General features: G+C 45.1%; 17 protein-coding genes. 8 read left to right on the forward strand and 9 right to left on the reverse strand.

Going from position 1 to position 14,855, the window contains the following annotated elements:
• Positions 1–187, forward strand: a 187-nt coding sequence (locus tag H0R92_RS13155; protein ID WP_432965818.1) for a hypothetical protein, incomplete at its 5' end; no start/stop codon positions are given.
• Positions 188–454: 267 nt separating this feature from the next.
• On the forward strand, positions 455–2,056 hold the full coding sequence (locus H0R92_RS13160; RefSeq protein ID WP_432965821.1) for an ATP-binding protein: 1,602 nt from the start codon (positions 455–457) through the stop codon (positions 2,054–2,056).
• Here the strand turns inward: H0R92_RS13160 and H0R92_RS13165 are convergent.
• The 7 genes from H0R92_RS13165 to H0R92_RS13195 form a co-directional block, all read right to left on the reverse strand.
• Positions 2,046–3,083 (reverse strand): extracellular solute-binding protein, encoded by a 1,038-nt coding sequence (locus H0R92_RS13165; protein WP_428768735.1) that lies wholly within the window; start codon positions 3,081–3,083, stop codon positions 2,046–2,048. The two genes, H0R92_RS13160 and H0R92_RS13165, sit on opposite strands and share 11 nt — an antisense overlap.
• 27 nt (positions 3,084–3,110) lie before the next feature.
• Entirely contained in the window at positions 3,111–3,986 is an 876-nt protein-coding gene (locus H0R92_RS13170; protein WP_432965824.1) for an ABC transporter permease, read from the reverse strand.
• A complete protein-coding gene (locus tag H0R92_RS13175; protein WP_432965827.1) occupies positions 3,983–4,891 on the reverse strand; it encodes an ABC transporter permease in 909 nt (302 codons plus the stop codon). Before H0R92_RS13175 ends, H0R92_RS13170 begins: the two co-directional genes overlap by 4 nt.
• Positions 4,888–6,027, reverse strand: coding sequence for an ABC transporter ATP-binding protein (locus tag H0R92_RS13180; RefSeq protein ID WP_432965830.1), 1,140 nt, complete (start codon positions 6,025–6,027; stop codon positions 4,888–4,890). Before H0R92_RS13180 ends, H0R92_RS13175 begins: the two co-directional genes overlap by 4 nt.
• Positions 6,028–6,208: 181 nt before the next feature.
• Positions 6,209–7,372: an aldo/keto reductase gene (locus tag H0R92_RS13185; protein ID WP_432965833.1), complete on the reverse strand. Its 1,164-nt coding sequence runs from the start codon at positions 7,370–7,372 to the stop codon at positions 6,209–6,211.
• A gap of 36 nt (positions 7,373–7,408) precedes the next feature.
• Entirely contained in the window at positions 7,409–7,723 is a 315-nt protein-coding gene (locus H0R92_RS13190) for a branched-chain amino acid transporter permease (RefSeq protein WP_432965836.1), read from the reverse strand.
• Between the two features lie 33 nt (positions 7,724–7,756).
• Entirely contained in the window at positions 7,757–8,461 is a 705-nt protein-coding gene (locus tag H0R92_RS13195) for an AzlC family ABC transporter permease (RefSeq protein ID WP_432965839.1), read from the reverse strand.
• A gap of 95 nt (positions 8,462–8,556) precedes the next feature.
• Here H0R92_RS13195 and H0R92_RS13200 point away from each other — a divergent pair, with 95 nt between their 5' ends.
• From H0R92_RS13200 to H0R92_RS13220, 5 genes are all read left to right on the forward strand, one after another.
• Positions 8,557–8,790, forward strand: coding sequence for a hypothetical protein (locus tag H0R92_RS13200; RefSeq protein ID WP_432965842.1), 234 nt, complete (start codon positions 8,557–8,559; stop codon positions 8,788–8,790).
• Positions 8,791–8,950: 160 nt separating this feature from the next.
• A complete protein-coding gene (rplM, locus tag H0R92_RS13205) occupies positions 8,951–9,379 on the forward strand; it encodes a 50S ribosomal protein L13 (RefSeq protein ID WP_432965845.1) in 429 nt (142 codons plus the stop codon).
• A gap of 15 nt (positions 9,380–9,394) precedes the next feature.
• Positions 9,395–9,784 (forward strand): 30S ribosomal protein S9, encoded by a 390-nt coding sequence (gene rpsI, locus H0R92_RS13210; RefSeq protein ID WP_432965921.1) that lies wholly within the window; start codon positions 9,395–9,397, stop codon positions 9,782–9,784.
• Between the two features lie 2 nt (positions 9,785–9,786).
• A complete protein-coding gene (locus H0R92_RS13215) occupies positions 9,787–10,404 on the forward strand; it encodes a regulatory protein RecX (protein WP_432965848.1) in 618 nt (205 codons plus the stop codon).
• Between the two features lie 91 nt (positions 10,405–10,495).
• A complete protein-coding gene (locus H0R92_RS13220; RefSeq protein ID WP_432965851.1) occupies positions 10,496–11,098 on the forward strand; it encodes a response regulator in 603 nt (200 codons plus the stop codon).
• A gap of 58 nt (positions 11,099–11,156) precedes the next feature.
• Here the strand turns inward: H0R92_RS13220 and H0R92_RS13225 are convergent, their stop codons facing one another.
• Entirely contained in the window at positions 11,157–11,960 is an 804-nt protein-coding gene (locus H0R92_RS13225) for a glycerophosphodiester phosphodiesterase (RefSeq protein WP_432965854.1), read from the reverse strand.
• Between the two features lie 126 nt (positions 11,961–12,086).
• Here H0R92_RS13225 and H0R92_RS13230 point away from each other — a divergent pair, with 126 nt between their 5' ends.
• Positions 12,087–13,454, forward strand: a complete 1,368-nt coding sequence (locus H0R92_RS13230) for an MFS transporter (protein ID WP_432965857.1) — start codon at positions 12,087–12,089, stop codon at positions 13,452–13,454.
• Positions 13,455–13,484: 30 nt separating this feature from the next.
• Here the strand turns inward: H0R92_RS13230 and H0R92_RS13235 are convergent, their stop codons facing one another.
• Complete coding sequence (locus tag H0R92_RS13235) at positions 13,485–14,807, reverse strand: galactokinase family protein (protein WP_432965860.1); 1,323 nt, start codon at positions 14,805–14,807, stop codon at positions 13,485–13,487.
• Positions 14,808–14,855: the final 48 nt, after the last annotated feature.

Consider the following 14,855-nt stretch of genomic DNA (forward strand, 5'->3'; position numbering starts at 1 on the left):
TTTTGTCAAGTACCCGGTGCGCTTTTTGTGCGGAAAAGATAAAAAATGTAGTATCTGTCTTGCCGTTCATAAGCCCTCGCAAAAAGTCAATATAACGCACAGCACAGATGTACGTAAGCGGATTATCCGCAATGTTTTAAATCCCGGCACGGATGCCGGTAAAAGCTGCAAATACCCGATGTTTTAGGCGGTGTACACACCGACTAAAACTCGAAGCATAAAATCGGACACGACGTCCGATTTTATGCCCGTACACGGATGTGCAGCTTTATGTCCGCCATGGACGGCGGAAAGGCCGATTATCCGCGATGTTTTGCAACGCAAAACTCGTCGCATAAAACCGAGCAGGAAGCACGGTTTTATGCCATGTTCCCTTTTTAAACATTGTAACACAAAATTCCGAGAAAAACAAGTTTTTGCTGTCTTTTTATGCATTTTGTGCTATACTATGCCTATGAGTGCAGTGAGAAAAATGCCCATAGGCGTGCAAAGTTTTGAAGATTTACGGTCAAAAGGTTTTCTCTATATCGATAAAACTGAATTTATATCCAAACTGATTGACGGCAGCAAGGTTCACTTTTTAAGCCGGCCGCGCCGTTTCGGAAAAAGCCTGTTTCTTTCAACGCTCAAAGCATATTTTCTCGGTCAAAAAGAACTGTTTAAGGGTTTGGCGCTTGAAACATATGAAGAAGCCGAAAAAGACAAACGAGAAATCTGGCAGGAATATCCGGTACTCTATTTGGATTTTAACATAGGCATCTACGATACACAAGAAGGTCTTTTAAATAGACTTCACTCATTTTTACAGGAATACGAAACAATGTACGGAAGTACGGGACTTGATATGCCTGACCGCTTTCAAAATGTAATCAAGAGCGCACACAAAAAAACCGGAAAACAGGTTGTTATCCTCATCGACGAGTATGACAAGCCGCTTTTACAAACCATGTGGAAAGACGAAAACCTCAACGAAATATACCGCACCGTCCTCAAAGGTTTTTTCGGCGTTATAAAAAGTGCCGACCAATATATCCGCTTTGCCTTTTTAACCGGAGTTACCAAATTCAGCAAGGTAAGCATATTCAGCGATTTAAATAATTTGCGCGATTTAAGCCTGCTTTCGGATTATTCGGGTATCTGCGGTATTTCGCAGGAAGAACTTGAAAAAGGCTTTGTGCCCGAAATTCAAAACCTTGCCGAAAAAAACAACTTGAGCTATGAAAAAGCCCTTGCAAAACTAAAGCAGCGCTATGACGGCTACAAATTTGCTCGGAAAGGAAGCGCAATGTATAATCCCTTCAGTTTGCTCAATGTGTTTGCATCGGGAGAATTTTCAAGCTATTGGTTTGCAACGGGAACGCCCACCTTTTTGGTCGACTATCTTAAAAAAGCCTATTACAATATTCCCGACCTTGACGGCAACGTCAAAATCAACGAAGCGGGTTTGGAAACCTACCGGGCCGATGCCGTAAATCCCCTGCCCATACTGTTCCAAGCGGGCTATGTAACGATTAAAGACTATAACGATTTTGCAGGCCTGTACCGTTTAGGATTCCCCAACGATGAAGTGCGTTACGGTTTTTTGGATAATTTACTGCCCGCCTACACTTCCGTGCGAAGCGATAAAACGGGGCTTTCGATTTGGGAGTTTTACGAGCAGATAGAGGCTGCCGATGTAGACGGCTTTATGGAAAAGCTGAAAGGTATCATCTCAGGCATTCCCTACGACAGTCTTACCGAAAAAGACTTGGCTTTGCGCGAGCAAAATTACCAAACCGCCGTGTATCTTGTCTTTGCCCTTATGAACCAATTTGTACATACGGAAGTTCACTGCGCCGCAGGCAGGGCCGACTGCACTGTGGAATTTCCGGACAAGGTGTACATCTTCGAGTTTAAGCTCACGTCCAACGGCACGGCCGAAGATGCCCTGAACCAAATACGCGAAAAAGGCTATGCCGACAGGTTTTCCGGAAGCGGCAAAAAAGTCACAGCCGTCGGCGCAAGCTTTGATGAAAAAAAACGGACTATAAAAGATTGGAAGATATCTAGTCCGTAAACCGTATGCGCTGCCAAATGTCGTTGTACTTTGCAAGGCCTTCGGCAAGGTCGGTTTTAAGCTGACAGTGCATCATGTCTTCGCTTTTGTACATCGGGGTTGACTGCATAAACTCGGCAGCCTTCATGTTGACGGTTGGCGGAAAACGGAAGGTGTCCAAAAACTGCGCATATATTTCCGGGCGGTGGATAAAGTTTATAAACTCCATAGCCAAATCGTAGTTTTTTGCACTCTTAAGTACGCACATCGAATCGAGGTACATGGGGCCGCCTTCTTCGGGAATAAAAAAGTCGACCGTGTCCCATTTTGCTTCGGGAACTTCGCCGTATACAACCTCGGCATAGCCTTGCACAACCCAAAAGTCGCCTGCGGCAAAGGATTTTCCGAAACCTTCCGCATCGAATTTTACGAGATTGGGTTTCCATTCGTCGATAATGAGGCGTTCGGCATCGCGCAATTCGGCATCGTCCAGGCTGTTTACGGACTTTCCGCGGAAGGCCAAGGCATCTCCGATAACTTCTCTCATATCGTCCATCATGCACATTCTGCCCTTTAAGTCTTTACGCGCAAAAATGCTCCAGCTTTTTTCGTAGTCCGAAAGTTTTGTTTTATTTACGGCAACGCCTGCGGCTCCCATATAATAGGGAACGCTGTATTCCATCTTCGAATCGTATACGGCTTTTTCGAGAACTGCAGGATTTATGTACTGCGCATTCGGAATTTTGCTTAAATCGATTTTTTGCAGCATACCCTGCTGTATCATAATCGAAGTGTAATCCTGCGAGGGAAATACGATATCGTAGTTGGAAGCTCCGGCCATCAGTTTTGCAAACATTTCTTCGTTCGAGGCATAGCTGTCCACCCATACATCGACGCCGAATTCTTTTTCAAACTGCTCGATAACGCTGTCGGGGGTATAGTAGGTCCAGTTAAAAAGATAGAGGGTTTTACCCCTGCCTTTGCCGCCGCAGCCTGCCATAATCGGCACAAGGGCCGCACTTACAATCGCAATAATCGCTTTTTTCATGTCATTCCTCCTAAAAGGGAACTGTGTTTATTTTGCCGCGGCAAAACTTTTTAAGAATTTACGCATTGAAAAGGCAATCAATACCGTACCTAAAATCATCACAAAGGACAATGCGTTTATAACGGGCGAAACTCCGAAACGTATCATCGAATACACGTAGAGGGGAAGCGTTGTGGAGCCGGGGCCGGAAACGAAAAAGGTAATCACAAAGTCTTCAAGCGACATTGTAACCGCCATTAAAAAGCCGGAGAGAATACCGGGCAAAATTGCAGGCACAATCACTTTAAACATTGTCTGCCTTTCGGTTGCACCCAAATCGTAGGACGCTTCCACAATTGAAAAATCGAACTCGTCTATGCGGGCTAAAATCATCAAAAACACAAAGGGAAGACAAAAGGTGGTGTGCGCCGCAAAAATCGAAAAAAGTCCCAAGGGAAGTTTTATGCCCGAAAAGAAAATAAGCATGGAAACACCGATAATCACTTCGGGCAATACCATGGGTAAAAAGCTGATGGTTTGAATATAGGTTTTTCCTTTGAACTTATACCAGCTTACCCCCAAAGCCGCCGCGGTTCCCAAAACGGTTGACAAAGCCGCCGATGAAAGGGCGACAATGAGGCTGTTTAAAAGGGAGCGCCACAAGTCTTTTGAATCGAACAACAGTTTTTTATACCAAATAAGAGAAAGGCCCGTAAAATCGCTTCCCTTGCTTTCGTTAAACGAATAGACGATGATGACGATAAGCGGCAAAAACAAAAACAGGAGGGTTAAAACCAGTACAATAAGAGAAAACGAAAATCTGTTGCGTTTTTGAAAAGCGCGCCGTGCATGCCGCGCAGGTTCGGATAAGGGGCGTTTTTTGTTTACGCGCGTTACCAATGTCCGAAAAGGATTTAAGTTCATATTTTTTTAACCTCCCCTTTTGAACCGTTTTTAAGCGATGCGTCTTTTTTAACCGAGCTTATCATCCACAGTACCGCAAGGGTACTGATAACCGTGATAATCATTGAAAAAGCCGCCGCAAGGGGCCAGTTGCGCGTTTTATTCACCTGGTCTACGATAATGTTTCCTATCATATACGAATCTTTACCGCCGACCAAAAGGGGAACGGTGTACGCGCCGAAAATCGGAATAAAGGTAAAGATAATCGCCGTAATAATGCCGCTTTTTATATTCGGCAGTAAAACCCTGAGCATGGAGCCCGGTTTTGTCGCACCCAAATCGCGGGCGGCTTCCAAAAGCGAAAAGTCAAAGCGGTCTACCGAGGTAAAAATCGGCAAAATGGCATACGGAAGGTACATATACACCGATACAATGACGACGGCGTTTTGATTGTACAAAAATTTAACAAAATCCTTTGTAATATTCAGCTGCATAAGGATTGTGTTTAAAAGGCCGTCGTTTCCGAGTATGGACATCCATGCGAATATGCGGATAAGCGAGTTTGTCCAAAAGGGAACGATAACCAAAAGCAAAAAAACCGTTTGCTTGCCGCTTTTGGCCATAGCGTAGCCGCAGGGAAGAGCGATAAGAATCGTAATCACTGTGGAAATAACGGAAATCCATACGGTTCTTATCAATACAATTCCGTATGCGGGGTTTAAAAGCTGACGGTATGCTTCAAGCGAAAATTCGTGCACAACGCCGCCGTACAAGCCTTTTTTGAGAAAACTGTATAAGATAATAATGGCAAGCGGGGCGACAAAAAAAACGGTAAACCATACACCCATCGGCCATGCATAGAGCATTCCGAGCTTTGTACCCTTTTGCCTCATGCCGAGTGAAGATGCAGAGGATGTATTTTTCATTTTTCTATGTCCTCAACAATGTAGCCGTCGTTGGCGCTCCACGAAATGTATACGCGGTCCTTCCATTCGATTTCGGGTCCGTCGTCCAAATAATTGGTATGCTGTTTGAACACTTTTACGACGGTGCCGTTGTCCAGCCGTACATAGAATTTGGATTGAAAGCCCGAATACACGGGTTCTTCGACAATGCCGGTAAACACATTGATGTTCGGCTTCTTCGGCGGAGGGTCAAGCGAAATGCGGATTTTTTCCGGGCGGACGGTAAAGCATACCTTTTGTCCTTCTTCGGTACGCTCGTAATCGGTAACCTTAATATCGGCCGACAGTTCGGGAATATCGAGGGTACACATAAACTCGCTCTCCTTTCCCGCTTCCACCGGCCAATCCTTACATTCTTCAACACGGGCGGCAAAGATATTCGTTTCGCCGATAAACTGAGCGGTAAACTCGGTCGCCGGGCTTTCGTAAATTTCGAAGGGACTGCCCACTTGCAAAACCTTTCCCTGATTCATAACCGCAATACGGTCGGAAACGGATAAGGCTTCGGATTGGTCGTGGGTAACGTATATAAAGGTAATGCCGATTTTATCGTGGAGTTTGTCCAGCTCGACCAGCAAATTGGAGCGCAGCTTGGCGTCCAGGGCGGACAGGGGTTCGTCCAATAAGAGGATGTTCGGCTCGTTTATCAAAGCGCGCGCAATCGCAACACGCTGACGCTGGCCGCCTGAAAGCTGGTTGGGTTTTTTATCTATGTGAGCGTCGAGCTGCACCATGCGCAGGTATTCGCGCACACGCTCGTCTATCGTCGATTTATTCAGCTTTTTTAATTTAAGCGGAAAGGCGACATTATCGTACACCGATAAATGCGGAAACAGCGCGTAGTTTTGAAAGACGGTATTCGACTCGCGCTTATTGGGCGGCAAAGAGCTGACGTTTTTGTCGTCAAACAAAACCGCGCCGTCATCGGGAAATTCGAATCCCGCAATAATTCTTAACAAGGTGGTTTTACCGCAGCCGGAAGGCCCCAAAAGAGAAAAAAATTCCCCCTTATTAATCGTCAAACTCACATTGTCCAACGCGCAAAAAGTACCGAAATGTTTCGATACGCCGTTAATTGATACCGTGCTGCCCTTCAATGTTTTTCCTGTTCCCCCATGTTTTTATAAAATACAGTACCTTGTACAATGCTGAAAATAAGCGGTATTGTCAATAGGCAGAGCGCAAAAAAAGACATCCGGTTTGGAATCCCGAACCTATAGTACCGAATCTATAATAATTGAGAAGAATATCGGCTTTGTGCTTGCGGTTTTGATTTTTTTATTCCATTGCCTTATGCGCCTGTGCGAGCATATCGGGAATTCTAATATGCTGGGGGCAGCGCGGTTCGCATGCGCCGCAGCGTACGCACTTGTTTGCACCTCTTTGCGCATCTTGTATTGAACGGTATTTTGTCGAAAATGCTTTTGTCCCGCCGTTTTCGAAAGCTCCCTGCATTGAAACCGCGTTGTATGCGGAAAATATATCGGGAATGGAAACTCCGGCGGGGCAGGGCGTACAATAGGCACAAGCCGTACAGGGAACTTTTATGCGCGACTTAAACCATGCTGCCGCTTTTTCTATGACCCGCATTTGGCTTGCCGGAAGGGAATTGGGTTTAGCCGCACTTGCCGTCGCACAGTTTGTGAGTACTTGTTCTGCGCTTCCCATCCCCGAAAGGGCGAGGGTGATTTCCTGATGTTCCCATACCCAGCGCAATCCCCATTCCGCAGGAAGACGCGGAACATTCGCATGAGCAAAAATATCCGTTACGGCTTGCGGAACCCGCGCCAAAACACCGCCGCGCAGCGGTTCCATAGAAACAGCGCCTATGCCCTTATCGTATGCATACTTCAAACCTGCCGTTCCCGCTTGATACTGTTCGTCAAGATAATTGTATTGAATTTGGCAAAATTCCCAATTTTCGTAACCGTCGATAATCGAACGGAACGTTTCCGGTTCATGATGAAACGAAAACCCTATATGACGTATTTTTCCTTCTTTTTTCATTTTTTCTAAAAAATCAAGGCCGTTGAGTTTTTGTATCGTTTGCCAGCTTTTGTCGTTCAGCGAGTGCATAAGATAAAAGTCGATATAATCCGTTCCCAAGCGTTTAAGCTGCGTATTAAACAGTTTTTCCCAATCGGCTTTTTCTTTTACCGGCCATACGGGCATTTTATCGGCGATGTACACTTTATTGCGGATATTCAGCCGGCGTAAAATTCTGCCTAAAATTTCTTCGCTTTTGCCGCCGTGGTAAATATAGGCGGTATCGTAATAGTTTACGCCTTGTTCATATGCGATGCGCACCAGCTTTTCGGCTTCTTTTTCATCGACCGCCGAATCGTCCCGGTTTTTTCCTTGTATAAGGGGCAATCGCATCATGCCGAAACCCAATACGGAAATCGATTTATCCGGTATTTTCGGAAAGGTTCTGTACAGCATTGTTCCTCCTTAAATGTATCCCAAATGTAAACCGAATTATATTAAAACCATATAAATAATCGTTCCGCCGAAAATGCTTATCATAGCGTTACCCTTATATAGGTGCGCTAAAACCGTAAAACATATTGCACCTAAAGCGGGAATGTAAGAAGCCCTTTGTGCAAAATCAATATCTTTTAATGTATATATTATAAGAACGGTTATAACAAGGGAAGGGAAGTATGTACCCAAATAGCGGAAAAGCGGCGGCGCAGTGCGTTTTGAAAACAGTGCAAAAGAAAACAATCTGGTAGCGAAAATAATAAGAGCCATAAGAACGATTGCAATAAGGGCTTGATTCAGTGTAAGCATATTTTACCTTCCTTCAAAATAAACGGCGCTATTTTAGACATTTGTTTTAAACTTTCCTCTATGTTCTACGGGTTTTTTTAACAGTATTAAAAACACTGTTCCCAAAACAAGAGATGCAATAAGCATATTGCCGGGCTTAAAGACTATAAGGGCTGCCGAAGCGGACGCGGCACCGATAAGAGCCGGCAAGGGATTTTTCGACAGTTTAAGCCGATCGATAAGCAAAACAATAAACAAAGCCGTAAGTGCAAAATCAACGCCTTTAAAAGAAAAAGGAATCCATACTCCCAGTAAGGCGCCGAGGCTGCTGCCGAGTATCCAATACGAATGATTGAGTACGGCAATTGCAGCGTACCATCGGTCTTTATGTAGTTGCGGCGGTACCGATGTTGAAGTAAGTAAAGCATATGTTTCATCGGTAAGGGCAAATATCAAGTACGGTTTCCATATGCCCGTATCTTTAAATTGTTCCGAAAGAGAAAGACCGTACACAATATGGCGTATATTTACGGCAAGTGTCGTCAGTGCTATGAGGGGCAAGCTTGCGCCGGCTGCAAACAAACCGACCGCTGCGTATTGGCCTGCTCCGGCATACATAATAATGCTCATAAGCGGCGCTAAATACCACGGATAGCCGGCTTGAGTAAGCATAAGGCCGAAGGGAATACCGATGGCTATATAACCGAAAAAAACCGGTGCGGTTACTTGCATTGCTTTAAAAAAAAGTCCGCGATTCATATAAAAAGTATAGCATGTTTTATCTTTCTTGACCATAAAAAGAAAATATGGCACACTTAATACAGTGTTTTAATATTTTCGGAGGTATTTTTATTATGGTTGCACTTATTGTAGGGTTGCTGCTTATAGCTTTTACCGTGATTGCCGCCCTGCCGTCCGTCCTCGGATGGGGACCGGAAATCCTGTTGTTTTTAAAAGGATTTCTCCCTTTTTTTACCGCCTTTGTAGGTCTTATCGCTTTGTTTATAGGTGTTGCGGATATTAAGGATAAAAACGAAGCGAAAAAAGAAGAAGCGGCATCAAAAATGCAGGAATCTCAAGCGGAATAATACTTATACTTGACACAGCCCCATAAAAAATGGTATTATATATTTCCCGTTATCTGTATTTCCGGTGTCAGTATGGGTTTGCTCGCCCGATGCGGGAAATAAGCGGTTTGCCGGATGCACGGTTATACCGCCTTGAAGATTTTTTATGTAAGGTATATTCATGAAGACGATTTACATTAATGAAAAAGACAGTGTTCGCAATTGGTATCTTATCGATGCTGCGGACAAACCGCTCGGACGTGTTGCGGTAAAAGCCGCTTCCCTTTTACGCGGTAAAAATAAGGCCTCGTATACGCCGAATCAGGAAATGGGTGATTTTCTCGTTATTATAAACGCCGAAAAAGTTGCCGTAACCGGCATGAAAGCTCAGGATAAAATGTATTACCATCACAGCGGTTATGTGGGCGGTATGAAAGCGCGTAACTTTGAAAAAACAATCGAACGCCATCCCGAAGAACCGCTTATGAGCGCGATTAAGGGTATGCTGCCGAAGGGGCCTTTAGGCCGCAAAATGCTTAAAAATGTCAAAGTGTATGCCGGTTCCGAACATCCGCATGCAGCTCAAAATCCTCAAACGTTGGAAATATAACAGGAGTTTATTGTGATAAAGAATCTTGCAATCGGAACAGGAAGAAGAAAAACCGCTATAGCCCGCGTTTTTGTACGCGAAGGCTCCGGTAAAATTACCGTTAACGGTAAAGATATGGACAAATATTTTGCAACTCCCGAACAGATAAAAATCGCCAGTCAGCCTCTTATGGTTACCGCAAGCGAAAACAAATATGATATTTTAATCAACGTTATCGGCGGCGGCTTAAACGGTCAGGCGGGGGCGTGTTTGCACGGGTTGGCCAGAGCGCTTACTCAAATAGATGAAGCCAATTATTCGGCTTTAAAAGCAAACGGCTTCCTTACCCGCGATTCGCGTATGATCGAACGTAAAAAATACGGCCGCCGCGGTGCACGGCGCAGATTCCAGTTCAGCAAGCGTTAATCTTGACTGTTACTGCTGTAAAAGAGATCTCCGGGGGATGTATAAAAATTACGTCGTCCGAGGGGTCTTCTTTTTTTATACGGCCGGACTATCTTGAAGTTGTCCGTTCCGAATCGATTTGCAGCGGCACACAGTTTGACGAAAAGGAATCGGACGATATTATAAGGGCGGGTTTTATATGTGCTGCGGAGCGCCAAGCGCTCTTTTATTTAAATCGCAGCGAACACAGCCGCTGTATGCTCGAACGCAAACTTGAAAAAAAAGGACACGACCGCTTGGCTGTGCAAAAAGCGCTTGACCGCCTTGAAAATCAAAAATTGCTCGATGATTTCCGCTTTGCCCAAGCATGGCTGCATAATCGTCTTATCGTAAAAGCGGAAGGCCCTTTACGTTTATCGAGTGAACTTGCTTCACGCGGTATAAAGCGTTCGGTAATAGAATCCGCTTTGGCGGATCTTTTTCAAACCGTTAAAGTCGAAGATTTGTTTGAAAAAGCTTTTTCAAAACTTGTACGCGAAGGAAAAGAGGGTAAAAAACTTGAAGCGGCCCTCGTCAGAAAGGGTTTTGATTTACGATATATATTACAATACATAAAAAATAATAAAAAAAATACCGAATAAAACGTTTTTTTTAATTGATTTTATCGAGAAAAAAAATTAAAATAGGTAATTGCAAAAACGGAGAAAAAAAATAACATAAAGTGAGGTTATAATGCCGGGAAAAACACGCAAAACGATTATCTATTCGGCTTTGGAAGTTGCGAATATTTGCGGAGTTGTAAATCAAACTGCTATAAATTGGATTCGGAACGGATACCTTGCCGCTTTTAATACTCCGGGCGGACAATATCGGGTATATTTGGACGATTTAATCGATTTTATGAAAGAGAGAAATATGAGGATACCGGATGATTTGTTAAGTGCTTCCGGCCGCAAAATCAATTCGGGCAGTATTTTGATAGTCGATGACGATAGGGGATTGAATACCGTATTGGCGAAATTTCTTCAAAAGGAATTTAAAAATGTGCAAGTGTATCAAGCTTTTGACGGTTTTGAAGCCGGCGCTCTTTTAGTGGATAAAAAACCTGCCGTTGTTATCCTTGATTTGGATTTACCCGGTGTCGACGGTTTTAAACTATGTAAAAAAATACGCGGTTCGAGCGATTTCGGCCAGCCCTTTATTTTTGTCATTACGGCATTAACCGAAGACGGATTGGAAACAAAAATTAAAGATTTGGGCGCAAATGAATTTTCACAAAAACCGCTTAATCTGAGGGATATAGCCGAAGCATGCCGTAAATATTTTGAATCTTAAAAAGGTTGTATGCGGGGGGCCGGCACCCTCCGTTACTTTTTATATCCTATGCGGATGCTTATTTTTTATCGCGGTATTCGCGTATAAGAGGCACAAGATCCTGCGGCCGGTTTGAAATTAAACCCGTAACTCCTTTTTCGAGCATAGTGCGTCCCGTTTGTTCGGTATCAACCGTCCATACCCAGCTTTCTTTTTTAGCTCCGCTTTTGTAATCTTTCCAGCACGGTTTTAAAACATCGCTTTTGCAAACGAATTTTCCTTTGCCGCCGCGGATGTAAAAGGGCGTTTCCGGATCGCTGTCGTATATGAGAGAAACCGGAATCGTATTGCACAATTTTGAAAAATAGCGCACCGCAAAGGGATTAAAGGATGAAACCAAAAAACGGTCGGGGTTTTCCGGATATGTACGCACATTTTCCCGAATTACTTCAAAGGTTTTTTCCGTAACGGCCTTGTATTTGAGCGTATCGATTTTTATTTCCACATCCACATAAATATCGGGTCCCAAAAGTTCAAGTACTTCCGATAAAAGAGGAATGCGTTCGCCTGCAAATTCTTTGCCGAACCAAATACCGAAATCGTATTGCTTTAATTCGTCCCATGTCATATTTTCGACATCGGTATCGGGGGCTTCGCGGACGGTTTTGCCGTCATAAAGTCTGCCCGTGCGCTTAATCGATTCGTCGTGTATAACAACCAATTCGCCGCTTTTTGTTAAATGTACGTCGAGTTCCACTCCGGGGATGCCGAGTTCTTTAACCTTTTTAAAAGCCGCCATTGTATTTTCCGGCGCCAAACTTGAAAGACCGCGGTGCGCAAATAAAAGCGGGCGTGCCGCCTGAGGTAAAATATTTTTTTTCATATAGAATTCTCCCTAGCTATTATACCAGATATACGGTATACTCGTTAAGAGGTAAAAAAGGTTTTAAAGGCGGTTTGCTTTTGGGATGCTTTTTAATACCTCATTCAAAAAAAGCGCGGAGGCGGTATGGACACTGAAAAAAAAGTAAAAAGCGACGGGTTTAAAAAATATCTTCCCGTAACTTTTTTAATCGGAGCCGGATTTTTTACGATGGGATTGATGGATCCCTTATACGACAGCTATGTAACGATTTTTTTAAGCCGCTATATTCCTTTTAAATGGCTTGTCGGTATGTTTATGTCTTTGGATAATGTCTTTGCGATATTTTTAATACCGGTTATTTCGGCATTGTCCGACAAAACCCGCACAAAAATAGGGCGCAGAATGCCGTGGATTATCGTTCTTTTGCCCCTGTCCGCCCTTGCGTTCAGTTTTATTCCGTATGCCGCACAGCGTTCGTTAGCCGCCCTTGTTATTATCCTTGCCCTGTTGAATTTGTTTAAACAGTCGGTACGCGGCCCCGTTATTGCCCTTATGCCCGACATCGTTCCCGCCGAATTCCGCTCGCAGGGAAACGGGGTTATAAATACGATGGGCAACATCGCCGCTATTGTGGGAACCCTCTTTTTAGCCCGTCTTATGGATGTGGATACTGTTTTGCCTATTATCGGAAAAACAAAGGATGTACTTGCTTTTCCGGCAGCGGGAGTGCTTGTGCTTGCGGCAACCCTTATGCTTGCCTTGTTTGTACGCGAAAACCGCAAGGGGTCGGCTTTGGATATGCTTTCCGAATCTCCCGAAAGCGAAAAAGAAAAAAAAGTGCCGTTTTTGCAAGCGATGAAAACCGTTTTAGCCGGTACAAAACTCGACTCAAGCGAAACGGACGCAGCGGCTAAAAAAGACCGCAGCGCCCTTTTGGTACTGTGTTCGCTTTTTTTGTGGTTTATGGGGTATCAGGGAATGCTTCCGTACATTGCGGAATACAGCATAAAAACATTCGGCGTTACCAGCGGCCAAGCCCCCTTTGCCGCCGGTATGGTCGGTATCGCGTCCGCCCTGTCCGCCATTCCTATGGGCTATGCCGCAGGTAAGTGGGGAAGGCGCCGCATGATACGCATCGCCCTTGTCGCCGTCGCTTCTTTATGCGTGTGCCAGTTTTTTTTAAGCGATATAACGGCCTTACTCGGTATAGGCGGCGAATCGGCAAAATACGTTTTTTGGGTACTTATGTTTTTATTCGGCATTTTTTGGATTTGCATTATCGCCAACTCTTTTCCGATGCTCTGGCAAATGGCCGGCTTTTCGCACATCGGTTTATATACGGGTTTGTATTATACCTTTTCGCAGGCATCGGCCATCATTGCGCCCTTTTGCGCCGGCCTCATTATCGATTTACTCGGATATAAAACCGTCTTTTTATACTGCGCATTATTTTTTCTCTTTGCTTTTATGACTATGGGCAGGGTAAAACGCGGCGAAAAAACCGATTCATAAATAAGAGGGGCGGGGTATGCCGGCGCTTGTCTAAGCCGGCGGCATAACTTCCGTCGCGCCGATGCCCCGTATGCTCATAAAAAATACGGGGCTTTTTTTATCCGAGCCGGGACTGAAGTCCAGCGCTTTTTCCATATAGCTTCGATATGCGGCGGACAGGGGCTTCGGCATAAACACTTGAATAACGCCGGCAAAACCTCCGCCGTGGACGCGGCAAGCGCCGCCGCAGCCTTTTTCGTTCAAAAAGCGTTCCGTAAGGGCAAGACAAAGGGCAATCGGCTGTTCGGCGGGCTTGCCGCTTACGCAAATGTTTTGAAGATACTTCCACGATGAAGCGCCCGACTCGCCGACAAGTTTTAAAAAGCCCCTAAAGTCGCCGGCTTTAAGGGCGGCAGCTTCGTTTTCGACGCGGCGGTTTTCTTCAAAAAAGTGGAGGGCGCGTAAAAGCGCACGGTCGCCGCATTGCCGGCGTATACGGCCGATATGATTATATACGTCTTCAAAACTCAGTTTGCGTAAATGTTCCGTGCCCAAGGCGGCGGCGACCGCCTTCATTTCTGAAGGAATTGCCGAATACTCTTCGGACAAGTCGGCATGTCCGGTTCCCGTATTTACGATAATAAGGTCGAAGTTTTCTTTTGCAAAGTCGAAGGGTATTTTTTCGATAAGCGGCGCTTGCGGGTTTTGAAAGTCTATTGCGATAAGGCCGCCGAAAGCGCATGCGGTTTGATCGAGCAAGCCCGACTTTTTATGCCAATAGGCGTTTTCGGCAAATTGACCGATTGCGGCAAGCGATTCGAGGGGAACGGAGCCGTTATTGTACAAATTATTGAGAATCAAACATATGAGCATTTCGAACGAAGCCGAAGAACTGACGCCGGCTGCGCGTATAACGTCGCTGGTAATGCATGCTTTAAAACCGCCGACCCGATAACCTGCGTTTTTAAAACCCTGCAACATTCCCCGTATCAACGCTTCCGAGCCGCCTTCACCTTCGCGGTACGCGGTATCGGCCGTATCGATACTGAAGTCTTTATTGTAGGTAATATCGCATATATAGACAATGCCGTCGCCGCAAGGCTGCACGGCGGCGATACAATCCTGATTTATGCTTGCCGCCAATACTTTGCCCAAGTTGTGGTCGGTATGGTTGCCGCCTATTTCGCTTCTGCCCGGAGAACTGAAAAAGCGCAGAACCGTTTTTTGTGTATCCGCTGTGCCGCCGCTTTTTTGCACGCCGCCGAAGCGTGTATGCCACTGCTTTTCCAAGTCTGCATAGCGTGCGGTTTGGGCGGCAAGAACCGCCCCGTCCGTTCCGTATAAGGGTATAAGCTGTTCGTGAGAAAAATGCATAGCCGCGTTCTCCCGTTTGTATACGCGAATCGAATAAAAAGCTGTCTA

The sequence above is a fragment of the Treponema sp. OMZ 840 genome (assembly GCF_050937815.1).
Lineage (GTDB): Bacteria > Spirochaetota > Spirochaetia > Treponematales > Treponemataceae > Treponema_C.

What these genes read in the sequence shown, in the direction of transcription:
- H0R92_RS13160 (WP_432965821.1), top strand. Translation starts at nt 455, where the DNA reads ATGAGTGCAGTGAGAAAAATGCCCATAGGCGTGCAAAGTTTTGAAGAT.
- H0R92_RS13165 (WP_428768735.1), bottom strand. Translation starts at nt 3,083, where the DNA reads ATGAAAAAAGCGATTATTGCGATTGTAAGTGCGGCCCTTGTGCCGATT.
- H0R92_RS13170 (WP_432965824.1), bottom strand. Translation starts at nt 3,986, where the DNA reads ATGAACTTAAATCCTTTTCGGACATTGGTAACGCGCGTAAACAAAAAA.
- H0R92_RS13175 (WP_432965827.1), bottom strand. Translation starts at nt 4,891, where the DNA reads ATGAAAAATACATCCTCTGCATCTTCACTCGGCATGAGGCAAAAGGGT.
- H0R92_RS13185 (WP_432965833.1), bottom strand. Translation starts at nt 7,372, where the DNA reads ATGCTGTACAGAACCTTTCCGAAAATACCGGATAAATCGATTTCCGTA.
- H0R92_RS13190 (WP_432965836.1), bottom strand. Translation starts at nt 7,723, where the DNA reads ATGCTTACACTGAATCAAGCCCTTATTGCAATCGTTCTTATGGCTCTT.
- H0R92_RS13195 (WP_432965839.1), bottom strand. Translation starts at nt 8,461, where the DNA reads ATGAATCGCGGACTTTTTTTTAAAGCAATGCAAGTAACCGCACCGGTT.
- H0R92_RS13200 (WP_432965842.1), top strand. Translation starts at nt 8,557, where the DNA reads ATGGTTGCACTTATTGTAGGGTTGCTGCTTATAGCTTTTACCGTGATT.
- rplM (WP_432965845.1), top strand. Translation starts at nt 8,951, where the DNA reads ATGAAGACGATTTACATTAATGAAAAAGACAGTGTTCGCAATTGGTAT.
- H0R92_RS13220 (WP_432965851.1), top strand. Translation starts at nt 10,496, where the DNA reads ATGCCGGGAAAAACACGCAAAACGATTATCTATTCGGCTTTGGAAGTT.
- H0R92_RS13225 (WP_432965854.1), bottom strand. Translation starts at nt 11,960, where the DNA reads ATGAAAAAAAATATTTTACCTCAGGCGGCACGCCCGCTTTTATTTGCG.
- H0R92_RS13230 (WP_432965857.1), top strand. Translation starts at nt 12,087, where the DNA reads ATGGACACTGAAAAAAAAGTAAAAAGCGACGGGTTTAAAAAATATCTT.
- H0R92_RS13235 (WP_432965860.1), bottom strand. Translation starts at nt 14,807, where the DNA reads ATGCATTTTTCTCACGAACAGCTTATACCCTTATACGGAACGGACGGG.